At 70.8% G+C, this 16,346-nt stretch carries 12 protein-coding genes; 8 read left to right on the top strand and 4 right to left on the bottom strand.

The features are described from left to right. Nucleotides 1-43 precede the first annotated feature (43 nt). On the top strand, nt 44-1,264 hold the full coding sequence (locus I7X12_RS17615) for an FAD-dependent oxidoreductase (protein WP_198061328.1): 1,221 nt from the start codon (nt 44-46) through the stop codon (nt 1,262-1,264). Between the two features lie 68 nt (nt 1,265-1,332). Here I7X12_RS17615 and I7X12_RS17610 read toward each other — a convergent pair whose 3' ends face one another. Then, nucleotides 1,333-1,641 (bottom strand): hypothetical protein, encoded by a 309-nt coding sequence (locus tag I7X12_RS17610; protein ID WP_198061327.1) that lies wholly within the window; start codon nt 1,639-1,641, stop codon nt 1,333-1,335. A gap of 251 nt (nt 1,642-1,892) precedes the next feature. Between I7X12_RS17610 and I7X12_RS17605 the strand changes: the two genes are divergently transcribed. The 4 genes from I7X12_RS17605 (at nt 1,893) to I7X12_RS17590 (ending at nt 5,238) form a co-directional block, all read left to right on the top strand. Continuing rightward, nucleotides 1,893-2,939, top strand: coding sequence for a phytoene/squalene synthase family protein (locus I7X12_RS17605; protein WP_198061326.1), 1,047 nt, complete (start codon nt 1,893-1,895; stop codon nt 2,937-2,939). Between the two features lie 116 nt (nt 2,940-3,055). Then, nucleotides 3,056-4,261 carry an NAD(P)/FAD-dependent oxidoreductase gene (locus tag I7X12_RS17600; protein WP_198061325.1) on the top strand — a complete coding sequence of 402 codons (1,206 nt, stop codon included), beginning with the start codon at nt 3,056-3,058 and terminating at the stop codon, nt 4,259-4,261. A gap of 133 nt (nt 4,262-4,394) precedes the next feature. Further along, nucleotides 4,395-4,646 (top strand): translation initiation factor eIF-1A, encoded by a 252-nt coding sequence (locus I7X12_RS17595; RefSeq protein ID WP_049930512.1) that lies wholly within the window; start codon nt 4,395-4,397, stop codon nt 4,644-4,646. 286 nt (nt 4,647-4,932) lie between these two features. Continuing rightward, entirely contained in the window at nt 4,933-5,238 is a 306-nt protein-coding gene (locus tag I7X12_RS17590; RefSeq protein ID WP_198061324.1) for a HalOD1 output domain-containing protein, read from the top strand. A 59-nt stretch (nt 5,239-5,297) separates the two neighbouring features. Here the strand turns inward: I7X12_RS17590 and I7X12_RS17585 are convergent, their stop codons facing one another. Continuing rightward, entirely contained in the window at nt 5,298-5,996 is a 699-nt protein-coding gene (locus I7X12_RS17585; protein ID WP_198061323.1) for an SDR family NAD(P)-dependent oxidoreductase, read from the bottom strand. A gap of 111 nt (nt 5,997-6,107) precedes the next feature. Continuing rightward, nucleotides 6,108-7,598: a 4-alpha-glucanotransferase gene (malQ, locus tag I7X12_RS17580; protein ID WP_198061322.1), complete on the bottom strand. Its 1,491-nt coding sequence runs from the start codon at nt 7,596-7,598 to the stop codon at nt 6,108-6,110. Between the two features lie 449 nt (nt 7,599-8,047). Between malQ and I7X12_RS17575 the strand changes: the two genes are divergently transcribed. Continuing rightward, nucleotides 8,048-9,100 (top strand): glycosyltransferase family 4 protein, encoded by a 1,053-nt coding sequence (locus I7X12_RS17575; RefSeq protein ID WP_198061321.1) that lies wholly within the window; start codon nt 8,048-8,050, stop codon nt 9,098-9,100. Between the two features lie 31 nt (nt 9,101-9,131). On the opposite strand, the gene I7X12_RS17570 is transcribed toward I7X12_RS17575, so the two are convergent. Next, nucleotides 9,132-9,470, bottom strand: coding sequence for a DUF7510 family protein (locus tag I7X12_RS17570; protein ID WP_198061320.1), 339 nt, complete (start codon nt 9,468-9,470; stop codon nt 9,132-9,134). A 157-nt stretch (nt 9,471-9,627) separates the two neighbouring features. Between I7X12_RS17570 and malA the strand changes: the two genes are divergently transcribed. Both malA and I7X12_RS17560 read left to right on the top strand, forming a co-directional pair. Then, nucleotides 9,628-11,616: an alpha-amylase MalA gene (gene malA / locus I7X12_RS17565; RefSeq protein WP_198061319.1), complete on the top strand. Its 1,989-nt coding sequence runs from the start codon at nt 9,628-9,630 to the stop codon at nt 11,614-11,616. Between the two features lie 142 nt (nt 11,617-11,758). Further along, nucleotides 11,759-16,294, top strand: coding sequence for a glycoside hydrolase family 15 protein (locus I7X12_RS17560; RefSeq protein ID WP_198061318.1), 4,536 nt, complete (start codon nt 11,759-11,761; stop codon nt 16,292-16,294). The last annotated feature ends 52 nt before the right edge of the window (nt 16,295-16,346 follow it).

Below are 16,346 nucleotides of genomic sequence, written 5' to 3'. Positions count from 1 at the left end.
CCGCCGTCGGCACCCACATCCGTCTCCGTCCCTATGTTCGGGTATGGCAATAGACACCACGGTCCTCGTGATAGGGGGCGGAGCGACCGGCGCGGGCGTCGCGCGCGACCTCGCGCTCCGCGGGTGTGACGTGGCGCTCGTCGACCGCGGCGGCCTCGCGGACGGAACGACGGCCCGTTCGCACGGCCTGCTCCACAGCGGCGCGCGCTACGCCGAAGCCGACGAGACCGGCGCCGAGGAGTGCATCGCCGAGAACCGGACGCTTCGGGACGTCGCGGGCGCGGCCATCGCCGACACCGGCGGCCTGTTCGTCCAGCTGGCCGGGGACGACCCCGAGTACTTCGAGGCCAAGCGCGACGCCTGCGAGGCGATCGGGATCCCCGTCGAAGTGATCGACGGCGACGAGGCACGGGCCGCGGTTCCCGCCCTCGCCGAGGGAGTCGAGCGAGCGATGCGTGTCCCGGACGCCGTCGTCTCGCCGTCGCGGCTCGTCGCCGCCAACGCCCGCGACGCGGCCGACCGCGGCGCCGCCGTCCACTACGACTCGCCGGTCGAGGGGATCCGGGTCGACGAGGGCGAGGTGGCCGGCGTCGCGGTCGGCGGCGCCCTCGACGAGACGGTCCATCCGGACGTCGTCGTCAACGCGACGGGCGCCTGGGCCGGCGAGGTCGCAGCGATGGCCGGGGCGACCGTCGAGATGCGACCGACTCGCGGGCTGATGGAGTCGGTCGAGCACTCCGACCTCGGAACGGTCCTCAACCGCTGTCGCGAGCCGGGCGACGGCGACATCGTCGTCCCCCACGAGCGCGAGGCGGTGTTGGGGACCACGAGCGTCACGGTCGACGACCCCGACGACTACGAGCGCGCCGACTGGGAGCGCGAGCGCGTCCGCGAGGAATGTGCGGCGATGTGTCCGTCGCTGTCCGACGCCGCACACGTCCGCGAGTGGTGGGGTGTCCGGCCACTGTACGAACCCGACGAGGCCGAACGCGGCGGCCGGGGCATCTCTAGAGGGTTCTTCCTGCTCGACCACGCCGACGAGGGGGTCGACGGCTTCCTGTCGGTCGTCGGCGGGAAGCTGACGACCTACCGGCTCATGGCCGAGCGGACGGTCGACACCGTCTGCGAGCGCCTCGGCGTCGACGAGCCCTGCCGCACCGCGACGGAACCGCTGCCCGGCGGGGACGACCCCGACGCACTCGACGAGTTCGTCGCCGACATCGGCGGCCCCGGACCGTCAGACAGCGACGTCGCCGGTCGGTGATCGGTTACTGGTCGGTCGCGAGTCTCTGGTCGGTCGCGAGTCTCCGGTCGGTCGCGAGCGCTCCCCGCTCACTCCTCGTCGTCGAACCACAGCGCGGTCGAGGCGAGGTACTCGTCGCGGGGGTGACCGGGTTCGAAGTTCGGCCGGAAGTACTCCCGGACGCGCTCGGCGCCGAACGCCGCGAGCCCGCCAACCGAGGCCAGAAAGAGCCAGCCGCCGACCGAGCCCGTGACCGCCGCGACCAGGTCCGCGTCGTAGTACGCGGCCATCGCGGCCAGCCCGGCGCCGAACAGCACCGCGTAGACCACCGCGGCCATGACGAGCCACGGGCTGCTCGCTCGCAACTGCCGTCGAAAGCGTGTCCCCGCACGACCCATATTTGACCGTTGGAACACGCCCGAAAAAGCCTTTCTTTCCCGTGGTTCGCGGTCCCGAGACCCGGGATGTCGATCGGTCGATCGACCCGCCGTTGACGACGCCGACCGAATATGATGTTTTTCGTATATTTCCGACGTACCGAGGGGCTCGACAGGCGACGTTCGAGGTGTCCGGGAGGGGGTGGACTCGGCGTCGCGGCGGGGAGTAGGCGAGCTTTTTACTTGTGGAACGCGAAGAGGGTGTATCGGGAATGTCACGGAACCAGACCGAGCAGATGTTTCAGGACGACCTCGACTACTGTTACGACGCCGTCCAGGACGTATCGCGCACGTTCGCGCTGACGGTCGCGGAGCTCGACGAGCCGATGTCGCGCGACATCTGTGTCGGCTACCTCCTCTGTCGGATAGCGGACACCGTCGAGGACGCCGGGCACATCCCGCCGGCCGAGCAGCGGACCCTGCTGGACCTGTACAACCGGGTGCTCGACCCCGAGGACGACGCGGTGATCGCCGAGTTCCGGGCCGCCATCGACGAGTGGATCCCCGAGAGCCCGAACGACGACTGGGAGGTCGTCGCCCAGTCGCCGCGCGTGTTCCGCGCGTTCGACGGGCTCGACGACGACTCTCAGTCCGCGATCCGGCCGCCGGTCCGCGAGCTCGTCAGCGGGATGGCGATGTTCGTCGAGCGCTACGCCGAACAGGGTGGGCTCCGCCTCCAGACCTTCGGCGAACTCGAGGAGTACTGCTGGTACGCCGCCGGCACCGTCGGGACGCTCGTGACTGGGCTGCTCTCGCGCAACGTCGACGACTCCGTCAGCGAGACGCTCCAGAACAACGCCCGCTCGTTCGCCATGCTCCTCCAGCTGGTCAACGTCTCCAAGGACGTGGCCACCGACTTCGAGGAGGAGAACAACGTCTACATCCCCCAGGAGCTGCTCGACGACCAGCAACTGGACACCGAGGACATCCGCGACGGTGACAACGGCGAGGAGTTCGTCCCCGTCATCCGCCGGGTCGTCGACCGCGCCGAAGGCTACCTCGACGGCGCCCAGACCTGGCTCGAAGCCATGCCGGAGATCCGCGGCAACACCCTCTCGGCGTGGGCGATCCCCTTCCTGTTGGCCGTCGGCACGCTGCGCGAACTCGAGGAGCGCCCCGAGGACGTGATCGAGGAGGGGGACGTGAAGGTCTCCCGCTCGGAGGTGACGACGCTGTTCGCCATGTTCTCCGGCGAGGACGACCCCTCCGTCGCCGAACTGCGCTCGAAGATACGCCAGCAGCCGCTCGACGAGTACTGAGCGGCCACCCGAGGCCGTTCGGGTCTGGTCTGGTTCTCCCGAGTCGCACTCCCCGTGAGCCCTCGCCGTCGGGCGACATCGGAACGGATTAGTCGGACTGGTCGATAGCTCGAGCCATGTCGGCAGACGCTGACGTGGTGGTCGCCGGAGGCGGGCCGGCCGGCCTCCAGTTCGCCCGCGAGATCGGCGCCCGCTCGGAGTACGATGTCACCGTCTTGGAAGCCAACGACGCCCTCTCGGACAACGACAAGTCCACCGGTGGCACCTTCCGACAAGTTATCGACCGTTACGGGATCCCAGACGACGTGGTCATGGCCGAGAACGAGAACGTCGTCTTCGAGGCGCCCGGTGCGAGTTCGACGCTCGATATCCCGGGGCACGTGCTCGACTTCCCCGCGTTCGTCGAGTACCTCGGCGAGGACGCCGAGTCCCGCGGCGCCGAGGTTCGGACCGGCGCACGCGTCCAGGCGCCCATCCGCGAGGGCGGGCGCGTCGTCGGCGTCGAGTACACGGCCGGTGGGGAGCACCGCGAACTCCGCGCTGATCTCGTCGTCGACGCGACCGGCCCGCGGGCCGTGCTCGCGAAGCAACTCGGGATGTTCGATCCCGAGTCGGCCCAGCACGGCGTCGGCAAGGAGTACGAGGTCGAGGGCCGCTACGACCTCGATTCGATGCTGTTCCGGTTCGACCACGATGACGCGCCGGGCGGGTACGCCTGGACGTTCCCCGCCGGCGAGAACGCGTTCAAGGCCGGGATCTGCTGGATCGACGACTTCTACGAGACGCACGCCCCGGCGGACGACGGCACCATCGACGACTACGTCGAGGACTGGCTCGCCGCCGACCCGCGCTGGGAGGTCGAATCGATCAGAGCCGCTCACGCCGGCGACGCCGTCTCGAACAACTCCATCAACCAGCGCGCGACCGACGGCCTGGTCGCCGTCGGCGACGCCGTCTCGAGCATCAATCCCCTCTTCGGCGAAGGGATTCGCCCGGGGATGGAGTCGGCGGAGATGGCCGCGACCGTCGCGCTCGCCGCGCTCGACCGCGGGGACACCTCCCGCGAACGGCTCGCAGTCTACGAGAACCGCTGGAACGACGAGAAGGGGCTCGACTGGCGGATACAGCGGATCGTCTGCGAGTTGCTCTACGACTTCACGGCCGGCCAGCAGCGGCGGTTCGTCGCCAGTGCCGGCCGCCTCTCGGACGCGCAGGTCGACCGGCTCCAGCGCTACGAGCTGACGCTCCAGGACTACCTCGAGTTGTACCCCTTCGACGCGAGTGACCTCTCGAAGGTGCGGGCGCTCGTCCGACACGTCTGAGCCCCCGTCGTGACAGCGCCCCCGGGCGACGACGCGTGGGTCGTGGTACCGCGAGACTCAGGTGATTTAAACGTGTCGGGCTCGTACTTCTCCTGTGAGCGAGAGCGACAACAGCGGGCGTCGGAACCTCCGGATGCCCTCGAACGACGAACTGTTCGCGGTGGTCACACAGCACAACGGCGGGAACCACGTGCGCGTCCAGTGTGAGGACGGCGTCGACCGCATGGGCCGGATCCCCGGCCGCATGAAGTACCGGACCTGGATCAGCGAGGGCGACGTCGTCCTCGTCGAACCGTGGGACTGGCAGGACGAGAAGGCCAACATCGAGTGGCGCTACTCCGAACAGGACGCCGAGCAGCTCCGCGACGAAGGCCACATCGACTGATTCTCTTCGAGTGCGACCGCGCCGTAGCGGCGACCGCACGTCGCGCCGCCGGTAGCCCCGGCCACGCCGGTGACGTCGACGACACGTCCGATCCCAGCTACTTCTGAGAGTTCGGCCACGCCGAGCGTCTCCCGACCATCGATAGCGGTTGGGGCGTGCCGGGGAGCGACCGCAGTCAGGTCGGGTGCGGCCGACACGAAGCGCGCACGCGTTCGAGTCTCATCCGTTCGGGCGTCGCAGTGACCTCGCAAGCAGCGTTATTACGCCAGGTGGAATGGACGCGCCCATGGAAGACGATGCAAGCACGGCCGTGCTCTCGGTTCTCGAAACAGTCGCCGCCGCCGAACGGGTCGACCCGGTCGACCTGCCGCCGCTGTCCGACACCGTCGACCCCGAGGCGCTGAACGACCTGTTCCGGCCGGCTGCGGTCGGTCGAGGGTCCCCGAGGGTTGCTTTCGAATACTGCGGGTACGAGGTCACGGTCGACGGGCCGGACACCGTGGCCGTCGAGCCTGTCGCGCCATCGGCGACCGCGACCGGAGCGGGGGCGTCGAACGGGACTGACGCGAGCGAGGGACCGCTCGCCGACTGAGCGGCGCGACGCTCGCCCGTCGCCTCCGGCCGGACCCTCGATGCGCCGCGGGCGGCGGATCAAAAGTCGATGACCTCGCGGTCCTTCCAGAACAGCCCCGACGGCGAGTCCGGGGCGAACCGGGCGAGCCAGACGGGCGTCTCGGCGCCCTTCGCCGGGTCGCGTGGCGCCTCGGACCCGCCCAGTTCCGTCGCGACCCAGCCCGGGTCCGCGGAGTTTGCGATCAGGCCCTCGGAGCCGTACGTCCGGTCGAGCGAGACGGTCAAGGCGTTGATCCCCGCCTTCGAGATCCGGTAGGCCGGCATCCCGTCCTCGATGGGGTCGGAGAGGATGCCCACACCCGAGGAGAGGTTGACGACGCGCCCGCCCTCGCCGTCGAGCAGGTACGGGAGCGCCTCCCGGGCCAGCAGCGTCGCGCCGCGGAGGTTCACGTCGAGCACCTCGTCGAACGCGGCGGTGTCGAGGTCGGCCACGCCCGACCCGGTCCCGCCGACGCCGGCGTTGTTGACGAGGGCGTCGAGCCGGCCGGCCGTCGCGACGACTGTTTCGACGGCCGGAGCTAGCGACGCCTCGTCGGTCAGGTCGAGCTCGACCGGCGTCGCGCTCTCCGGTACGTCCGCGTCGGGGTCGCGGACGCCGGCGAAGACGGTCGCTCCGTGGTCGAGGAGTCCGCGGACGATTTCACGACCGATGCCGCGGTTGCCACCGGTGACGAGCGCGACCTGTCCGTCCAGCGAATCGCGAAGCGTCGGATCCATGTCCGGGAGTTCACCGCGGCGGCCGTATCTCTTGGTTTCGCGGTGGGTCTCTCCCCGTCTCCGGACTCGCGGGACCGCGGGGACGCGAAGAGACGTACCGCGTCGCCCGAGCTACCGCAGCGTCGCCGCGGTGACGCCCGCGAGTTCGTCGGCCACGTCGGGGTCCAACTGGTCGGCGGTGACCCGCCAGCGCCAGTTGCCCTCGGCGGTGCCGGGGACGTTGAACCGCGCCTCGCTTCCGAGTTCGAGCAGGTCGGGGACGGTCGTCAGCGCCAGCGCCGCGTCGGAGTCCCAGACGGCCTCGATCAGGTCCCAGGCGACCCGTTCGCCGTCGGTCGCCAGCGCGTAGTGGAGACAGTCCCGTTGCTCCTCCGACAGCGACTCGTACCAGCCGACGGCGGTGTCGGTGTCGTGGGTCGAGGTGTAGCCGACGGACTGGCGGGGATACGTAGCGGGTTTGTACCGGTCGGTCTCGGCGCACCAGTCGGCGTAGTGGGGCACCCGCATCCCCGGGAACTCGAATCGGTCGCGGAGGCCGACCACGCTCTCGTCGAGGAAGCCCAGGTCCTCGACGACGAACGGGAGCCCGCCGAGGTGCTCGCGTACGGTCTCGAAGAAGTCGTCGGCCGGGCCGGGTCGCCACTCGCCGGCGGCGGGGTCGTCGGCGTCGGCGGGGATCGCCCAGTACTCGTCGAACGCTTTGAAGTGGTCGATGCGGGCGAGATCGACGAGGTCGAGCAGCCGCGAGAGGCGGTCGCGCCACCACTCGTAGTCGGTCTCGCGCAGGCGGCCCCAGTCGTAGACGGGGTTGCCCCAGCGCTGGCCGTCGTCGCCGGGGTTCGGCGGGACGCCGGCGACGGCCGTCGGTCGCCCGTCGTCGTCCAGCCGGAACGCCTCCTGGTTGGCCCACACGTCCGCGGAATCGAGCGCGACGTAGATGGGCAGATCCCCGACGAGTTCGATGCCGCGCTCGGCGGCCGCCGCGCGCAGTTCGCGCCACTGGGTGTCGAAGACCCACTGGACGAACGCGTGGTAGTCGACGGCCTCGGCGTGGGTCTCCCGCGCGGCCGAAAGCGCGTCGGCCTCGCGCCGGACCAGATCCGCGGGCCAGTCGGTCCACGCCGCGTCACCGTGGGCGCCTTTGAGCGCCGCGTACAGCGCGTAATCCTCCAGCCACGCCGACTCGCGCTCGCGGAACGACTCGAAGGCGGCGCGTTCCTCCCCCGAGGCCTTCGCGGCGAAGGTCTCGTGGGCTGTGCGCAGCCGGTCGCGCACGAACGGCGCGACGACCTCGTAGTTCACGCTCCCGGGCTCGGTGCCCTCGGGGCCGTCGAGGTCGGACTCGTCGAGGTACCCCCGGTCGACCAGGTCGGTCAGGTCGACCAGCAGCGGGTTGCCGGCGAACGCCGACGAGGAGCCGTAGGGGGAGTGACCGTATGCGTCCGAGGTCGGCCCGACCGGACAGAACTGCCACAGCGACTGGTCGGCCCGGTCGAGAAAGTCGAGGAACGTCCGCGCCCCCGCGCCGAGGTCGCCGACCCCGTGGGGACCCGGCAGCGAGGTGAGATGCAGGAACACGCCACTCCGGCGTTGCTGTTGCATGGCCTCGCCTTGACTCCGCGACGATTTCAAACTCGGGGTACGCCGTCGCCGTCCCGACCCGACACGGGACCGAACCCAGACCTCCGACCCCTGGCTCCCCACTGGTATTGAGACGTACGATCCGCAACGTATGATTTATTATTATCCCATATTCACCAATATTTTTCCATTGTGGGTAGATATAGTAAACTTTTATTGGATTGGTGCCCATATCGTTGGACATGAGTCGATACCCCCGTCAGACTCGGAACGAGCGATTGAACTGCCCGTCGTGCGATTCCCCTGTCGTGAAATCGAACAGCGCGTACGTCTGCGTCGGGTGCGGCGCCTCGCCCGACGAGTGACCGGCTTCGCGGTCGGAACAACGAGTCGATAGACCAACGTGTCGGCGCGAGTGGCGTTCTCTCGGCCGAATCGGTAAAGTGGGGGCAACGCGAATTGGCTGGTAGATGGTACCACGCGTTCTCATGCTCGGGTGGGGATTCCCGCCGAACGTCAGCGGCGGCCTCGACACCGCGGTCGGCGAACTCGTCGACAGATTCGACACACGTGACGACGTCGCGGTCGAGCTCGTCCTGCCGGCGGAGTACGCGCCCGAGGGTCGCGAGAACATCCACGGCGTCCCGACCGGCGACGGCGACGTGAGCACGCGCATCAATCGACTCGCCGGCGAGTTCGTCGACTACGCGGCCGACGCCGACATCGTCCACACCCACGACTGGTTCGGCTACGGTCCCGGCTCGCGCGCCCAGGCGACCCACGACGCCGAGTGGGTGACCACGTTCCACTCGCTGACGACCGACCGGAACCGCCAGCCCCCGGACCGCGAGGTCGAGACCGAACAGCGGATCGTCGACCGCGCCGACGAACTCATCGCCGTCAGCGACCTCGTTCGCCGGAACATCGTCCACGAGTACGGCGGCGACGCCCGCGTCGTCCACAACGGCTTCTCCTCGGTCGAACCCACCGGCCGCGACCTGAAAGCCGAACTCGACATCGACGGCCCCATGCTCTTTTTCGTCGGCCGCCACACCGACCAGAAGGGCATCTCGCACCTGATCTACGCGCTCTCGAAGCTCCGCCGCGCCGACGCGACGCTCGTCCTCGGCGGCACGGGCCACCTCACCGAGGAGCTGAAGGAGTTCGTCGACCTGCTCGACCTGAACGACCAGGTGGAGTTCGTCGGCTACGTCCCCGAGCCGGAGCTGGGCGACTACTACGCCTCGGCGGATCTGTTCGTCTCGCCGTCGCTGGCCGAGCCGTTCGGGATCACCATCGTCGAGGCGCTGTCGGTCGGCACCCGCGTCGTCGCCAGCGAGTCCGGGGCGGCGGAGGTCCTGCCCGACGACTGCGTCGTCGAGGTCGAGACCGACTCCGACTCCATCGCCGACGGCATCGACGAGGCGCTGGCCGCGGACACGCCCCTGGAGTACGAGGAACGGACCTGGGAGACGGTCGCCGACGAGCACGTCGCGTTCTACGAAGAGATCCTCGAGGAGTAGGGTCGGCGTTCGATCCGACCCGGGCGGCCCTTCAGCGCAGCAGTCGCACGTCCGTCACGGGTTCGGGGTGGACGATGCGGAAGCCGTCGGCGGTCGGCGACCGGCCGATCGTCGCCGGCGCGCGCCGACTTGACCCGTACGGGCTGTCGTCGGCGATGCCCTCGTAGGGATTGTCGCCGCCGGTCGGCCGGTAGGGCGTCGCCTCGCCGTCCTCGTCCTCGGTGGGTTCGGGCGGGAGGTAGATCCGTTCGCCCGACTCCGAACGGACGACCGTCGCCACTCGGCGCTGGCCCGTCACTTCGATAGTCGTTCGCCCGTCGTCGACGTCGACGTCGACCGATACTGGCCCCGTCGCGTTCGCCGCGGTCATGCCCCAACCGCGGGCCGAGAACGACTTAACTGTTCGCGTCGCCGGTCCTCGGGACTCGCGGTCCGGGCACGGGACGCCCGCGAGCGTGACTGCGCGCCCGACCGCCGAATTGGCGCACACCGCAAACCCGAAGGCGGAGACGCGCGCAGGTGGGGGCATGCACCACCCGGGACCGCCGCGATTCGTGGCCGTCGGCGACGAGGTCGAACTCGCGCCGCGCGATCCGGATCCGGCGGCGACCTACGCCTGGACGGTCGCGGCCGCGCCCGCCGGTTCGACGGCGACGCTGGGCGACGAACCGGTCGAGTATTTCAACCCCGACGAGCCAGGTCGCTACGTCGTCGCGCTCGACGCGCCCGACGGCCGTCACGAACTGACCGTCCGCGCGTTCCCCGGCGGGCTCGCGCCCGCGTCGGAGGCCCCGTCGTATCCCCGGTCGGGCGCGACCGAGACCACCGCCGACGAGGCCGCCGCCGGCGCGAGCGGCGACGCCGGTGACGGCTCCGGACGGACGGACGAGACCGACGGAACGCCAGCCGACCCCGACGGAGGCGGCCGACCGCGACTCTCGCTCTCGGCGACGGTCGCGGGCGACGACGTCGTCGTCGAGGCCGACCCGCGGCCCCACCCCGACGGCGCCGAGACGGCCGCCGACCTGGACGTGGCCGTCCTGTTCGACGACCGGGACGACCTCGACCGCGAGGACGCCCGGATCGCGGACGGCACGGTGACGATCCCGCTCGACGCCGTCTCCGACCGCGCCAGGGTCCACGCCGTCGCGGTGGGCCGCCACGGGTACAGCGTCCCCGACGCGGTCAATATCCGGCTCGACGGAGGGGACGTCACCATCCAGCGCCCCTACGACCCGCCGGCGTGGGCCGAGGATTCGGTCATCTACGAGATCTACGTGCGGACGTTCCCCGGACAGGGCAGCGACGCCGCGACGGCGGGCGGGGTCTTCGACGCCATCCGCGAGCGGCTGGACTACATCGAGGGGCTCGGCGTCGACACGCTGTGGCTGACGCCGGTGCTTTCGACCGACGACGCGCCCCACGGCTACAACGTGACCGACTTCTTCTCGCTCGCCGCGGACCTGGGGACCCGCGAGGAGTACGAACGACTGATCGACGCCGCTCACGACCGCGGCATGCGCGTGCTGTTCGACCTGGTCTGCAACCACTCCGCGCGGGCTCACCCCTACTACCAGGCGGCGGTTTCGGACCCGGACAGCGAGTATCGCGAGTGGTACGAGTGGCGCGGCCCGGGCGAGCCGGAGACGTACTTCGACTGGGAGCTGATCGCCAACTTCGACTTCTCGCATCTCCCGGTGCGCCGGCACCTGCTCGACGCGGTCGACGAGTGGGCGCCGCTGGTCGACGGCTTCCGCTGCGACATGGCGTGGGCGGTCCCCAACGCCTTCTGGCGGGAGGTTCACGACCGGCTGAAGGCCCGCGACAGCGAGTTCCTGCTGCTCGACGAGACCATCCCCTACATCCCCGACTTCCAGGCGGGGCTGTTCGACGTCCACTTCGACTCGACGACCTACGCCGCGCTCCGGCGGGTGGGCAACGGCGAGCCGGCCGAGGCCGTCCTCGACGCCGTCGAGGACCGCGCCCGATCGGGCTTTCCCGACCACGCCGGGTTCATGCTCTACGCCGAGAACCACGACGAGACGCGCTATCTCGTCGAGTGCGGACGACCCGAAGCCGAGGCGGCGCTGGGCGCGCTCTTCACGCTGCCCGGCGCGCCGATGGTCTACGCGGGCCAGGAGTTCGGCCAGCGGGGCAAACGCGACGACCTCGCCTGGGCCCACGCCGACGAGTCGCTGCGCGAGCACGTCCGCCGGCTGACCGCGCTCCGGGGCGAGCGGCCCGCGCTGGCGACCGCGGCCGACCTCGAACGGGTCGAGTACGACGTTCGCGAGGGGTGGGACGACCGCGTGGTCGCGTTCCGCCGCGAGGGCGGCGAATCGGACGACGCCGTCGTCGTCGTCCTGAACTTCGGCGCGGAGCCGGCGACGGTGGCAGTCGACGCCGCTTCGAGCGCGACGGATCTGCTGACCGGCGAGTCCGTCGCGACGGTCGAGGGGCTCCGGGTCGACAGCGTCGCCGTCCTGCCGGCGGCCCCGTCGGGAACGAGACGCTGACGGCCGGACCGGTCGCGCGCCGTCGAGGCGCGCTCGCGGGTCGTTCGCGGCGTTGCGGTCCGTCGATCCGTGCTCGGTGTGACCGCGTGGCAACGCCTGCGGGCGAGGCGGGATTTATATACGGAACGGGCGTGGTGACGGTATGCGGCTGACGACGGCGCTCGACGAGTACAAACGAGCACGCGGCGAGCGCTTCCCGGAAGAGACGAGGACGGTCACCGGCGCCTTCTCCGGCCACGGCGACCGGCTGGTCCACGTGGACCCGAACGGGTCGCTGCGCGACTACTCCGCGCCGCTCTCGGGGTTACACGGGATCGACCGTTCGAAGCTGGGGGTTCGGACCCAGCGGGGGACCCACTGGTTCGCCGATCTGGAGACCATCCGCCAGCACTACTATCGCGACACGCGGCTGGTCGAGACCGAGTACGACGCGGGCTCGTTCACGGTCCACCAGTACGACCTGACGCTCGGACGAGCCCACGTCACGCACGTCGAACTGCGCGGGGCCGTCCCGCAGGACGCCCAGCTGGTCGGCTTCCTCACGATGGCGCCCGAGGGCGAGGAAGCCGGTGTCGGCGCGCTGGTCCACGAAGATAGTGGCCCCACCGGATCGAGCGTGCTGGAGGTCTTCCATCGGACGGAACACGACTACCTGACGGCCTCGACGGGTATCAGCGGGGTCCGGGGCCAGCGACCCGAGCGCTTCGCGGAGATCGTCGACGACGACCCGGTCGACTTCCCGCGCGGCGAGGGCGAACGCGCCCGCGACCAGACGCGGATGACCGGCGACTTCGTCGTGACCGCCCCGCTCGAACGGGAGGGGCGGAGCAACCGGACGACGCTGGTCACCCAGCTGTCGGACCACCGCGAGGTAGACAGGGGCGGGGCGCTCGCGGACTTGCGCGCCTGTGCGGGCGGCCACGCGAGCGCCGACGAACTCCGTGCGGCGGCTCGCGACCGGACGACCGTCGACGTGCCCGAGTCGACGCCGCGGTCGGACCTAGTGCGGTCGGACCTGCGAGTCGCGGACCTGCTCGAAGGGCCGACCGGCGCGCGGATCGCTGCCCCGGAGTTCGACCCGTTCCACACCAACTCGGGCGGCTACGGCTACGTCTGGTTCCGCGACGACGCCGAGGTCGCCCGCCACGTCCTCGCCGCGGGCGACCGTCTCGACCTCCCGGTCGGCGGACTCGTCGAGCGGGCCGCCCGCTTCCACTGCGACGCCCAGCTGCCCGACGGCACCTGGCCCCACCGCGTCTGGGCGGTCGACGGCTCGCTCGCGCCCGGCTGGGCCAACGCGAACGTCGAGCGCGACGACGACGCCGTCGAGTACCAGGCCGACCAGACCGCCTCCGCCGTGGCCTTCCTCGCGACGCTGCTCCGCGAGCGCCGGGCCGTCCTCGACGACGACCTGACCGTCTCGGTCCGCGAGACCGTCGCAGAGGCCGTCGACGCACTCACACGGACCGTCGGCGACGACGGGCTGCCCGCACCCTGCCAGAACGTCTGGGAGGACGCAACCGGGCGGTTCACCCACACCGCGGCGACGTACGTCCAGGCGTTCGCGGCGGTCGCGCGAGCGCCGGTCGGCCGCCAGCTCGCCGACCGGGCGCTGGCGGCCGCCGAGGCGGTGTTCGACGGGCTCGACGAGGTCTACGACGCCGAGCGGGGCGCGTATCCGATGCGGCTGGTCGACGGCGAGCCCGACGGCCGGCTCGACGCGGCGACGCTGTCGCTCGCGGAAGCGGTCGCGGCCTACGACGCGGTCCCGGAGACCACGCTCGACGACGACCGGCTGGAGCGGGTGGCCGAGCACGTCGTGACGACGCTGGACGGCCTGTTCCGCAACCCCCCCGAGAGCGAGCTGGCGGGCCTGGTCCGCTACGAGGGCGACGACTGGCGGACCGCCGACCAGGACCGCGAGAAGGTGTGGTCGGCGACGACGGGGATGGGCGCCGTCGCCGCCGCCGAAGTCGGGGTCCTCCTGAACGAGCGCGGTCGGCAGGGCGACGCGTACCTCGACCGCGCGGCGGACCTCTACGAGCTGCTGGGCGAGGACGGCCCGCTGACGACCGACGCCGGCTACCTCGCCGAGCAGGCGTTCGACGACGGGGATCTCGACTGCGCGGCGCCGCTGGGCTGGTCGCACGCGCTCCGGCTGCGCACGACCGCGCTGCTCGACGCCGAGGCGGCGCTGCCGGCTCGTACGTCCGATATCGAGGGTCCGACCGACCGGATGCGCTGGACGACCGGCGAGAAGTACGGGCTCGGCACCGCGGCCGACCACGACGCCGCCGACCCCTCGCGAGTGTGGTTCACGCTCACCGAGGGCGCGATGACGGAGGTGCGGTTCCCGCAGGTCGACCTGATGAACCTCCGGACGCTCGACTTTCTGGTCAACGACCGGGCGGACGACGACTACACCATCCGGACGCACAACGAGTCGCGCGTCAGCGACGACACGGTCGAGCGACGGGTCGAACCCGCGTCGGACGACGCCCTGCTGTTCCGGCACGTCTTCACCGAGGCCGGGGACGGCCGGGGCCACCGGTGGGAGTTGACCGTCGAGTACGCGACCGACCCCGAACACGACGCGGTGCTCGCGGACGTCCAGTTCTCGGCCGACGACGACGACGGCGACTACGAGGTGTTCGCCGTCGCCGACACGGCGCTGGTCAACAGCGCCGCGGCCGACCGCGGCCTGCGCCTCGGCGAGGAAGGCGCCCACCACCTCGTCGCCCGCGATCCGACCGCCTACACCGGCGAGACCGAGGAGCCGTTCCTCGTCGACGAGGACGGCGAAGGCTACTCCGTCGCGATGGCGATGGCCGCCCGCGACCGCTTCGAGTGGGCGACAGTCGGCGCCGCCGGCAGCGAGCCGCTGCGCGCGCTGTTCGCCGAGGGCGTCCGTCCCGAACCGCTCGACACTGTCGACAACCAGAGCGTCGTCCTCGTCGGCCGCCTGGGCACCGGCGCCGCCGTCGACTCGGAACTCGCGCTCGGGTTCGCCCGCGCCGCCGACACCGCCGCCGCGCTGGGCGAGGCCGACGGCGCCCTCGACCGCGGCTTCGAGACCGTTCGCGCCGAGTACACCGACACCTGGGCGGACTTCCTCGCCGACCGCTCGCTGCCCGACTCGGTCGCCGACGACCGCGATCTGGCGGCCCAGTATCGCACCGCTCTGATGAGCCTCTACGCCGTCGAGGACAAGACCTACGCCGGCGCCTCCATCGCCTCGCCGTCGGTCCCGTGGGGCGAGGCCGTCTCGGCCGACGAACCGAAGGGCTACGGCTACAACTTCGTCTGGTCGCGGGACCTCTACCAGGTGTTCACCGTCTTCGAGACCGTCGGCGAGCTGGAGGTGGCCGCCGAACAGCTGGCGTACATCTACGAGTACCAGCAGGACGAGGACGGCTTCATCCCGCAGAACACCTACGTCAACGGCATCACCCGCTGGGGCGGCGAGCAGATGGACAACATCTCCTACCCGGCGGTGATGGCCTACCACCTCGCCGAGCGCGGCCTCGACTTCGACGAGGTCGACTACGACTACGAACAGGTCCGCCGCTCGGCCGACTACGTCGCCCGCAACGGCCCCGAGAGCGCACAGGAGCGCTGGGAGGAGGAATCGGGCTACTCGCCCTCCTCGATCGCCGCCGAGATCGCCGGGCTGGCCTGCGCCGGCAAGCTCGCGGTCGACACCGGTCACGAGGCAGACGCCCTCGTCTGGACGGCGCTGGCCGACCAGTGGGTCAACAACGTCGAAGACTGGACCGCCACCGAGACCGGGACCGAGCGCCACGACGAGACGCCCTACTACGTCCGCGTGACCCGCGACGGCGACCCCGAGGCCGGCCACCTGCGGACGCTCGCCAACGCCGGCCCGACCCTGGACGAACGGGACATCATCGACGGCGGCTTCCTCGATCTGGTCAGATTGGGTATCAAACAGGCCGACGACGAGGTGGTCCGCAACTCCGTCGCCGAGGTCGACGACACGATCAGGGTCGACGCCGGCTCGGCGGCGGGGTTCTATCGCTACAACGGCGACGGCTACGGCGAGCGCGAGCGCGGCGACGTGGGCGGTCCGTGGTCGGTCGAACACAAGGGCAAGGGCCGGCTCTGGCCGCTACTGACCGGCGAGCGCGGCGAGTACGAGCTGCAGCTGGACGAGCCCGACCTCTCCCCGGCGGACTGTCTGCGCGCGATGCAGGAGTTCGCCAACTCCGGGCGGATGATCGCCGAACAGGTGTGGGACCGCGAGCACGCCACCGACTACGACTGGGTGTTCGGCGAGGGGACCGGCTCGGCGACGCCGCTGGCGTGGTCGATGGCCCAGTACGTCCGCCTGGCGCACGGCGTCAGCGCCGGCGAACCCGTCGAGACGCCCGCCGTCGTCCGCGAGCGCTACCGCGACGAACGGCTCCACGAACCCGACCGAAGCCCCGCGCTCCGGGTGGACACGGAGTTCCGCGGCGACCAGTTGGTCGTCTCCGGCGAGACGACCGGCGAGCGCGTCGCCGTCAAGACGCCCGTCGAGGGCGTCGTCCTCGAACCCGACGGGACCGAGTTCGAGACGACCGTCGGCATCGAGCGCGGCGAGAACCAGGTGATCGTCGCCGCCGGCGCCGCCGACGTGGAGTCGTCGGGCACGACCGTCCGCCGACTGCAGCTGTAGCCCCGAGCGCGCTCGTCGGCCGCGGACGAGCGCCCGTCCCCCGCGACCGGGG

Source organism: Halosimplex litoreum (assembly GCF_016065055.1).
Lineage (GTDB): Archaea > Halobacteriota > Halobacteria > Halobacteriales > Haloarculaceae > Halosimplex > Halosimplex litoreum.
The sequence above is the reverse complement of the archived record's forward strand: the minus strand, read 5'-3'. Positions and strand labels throughout refer to the sequence as shown.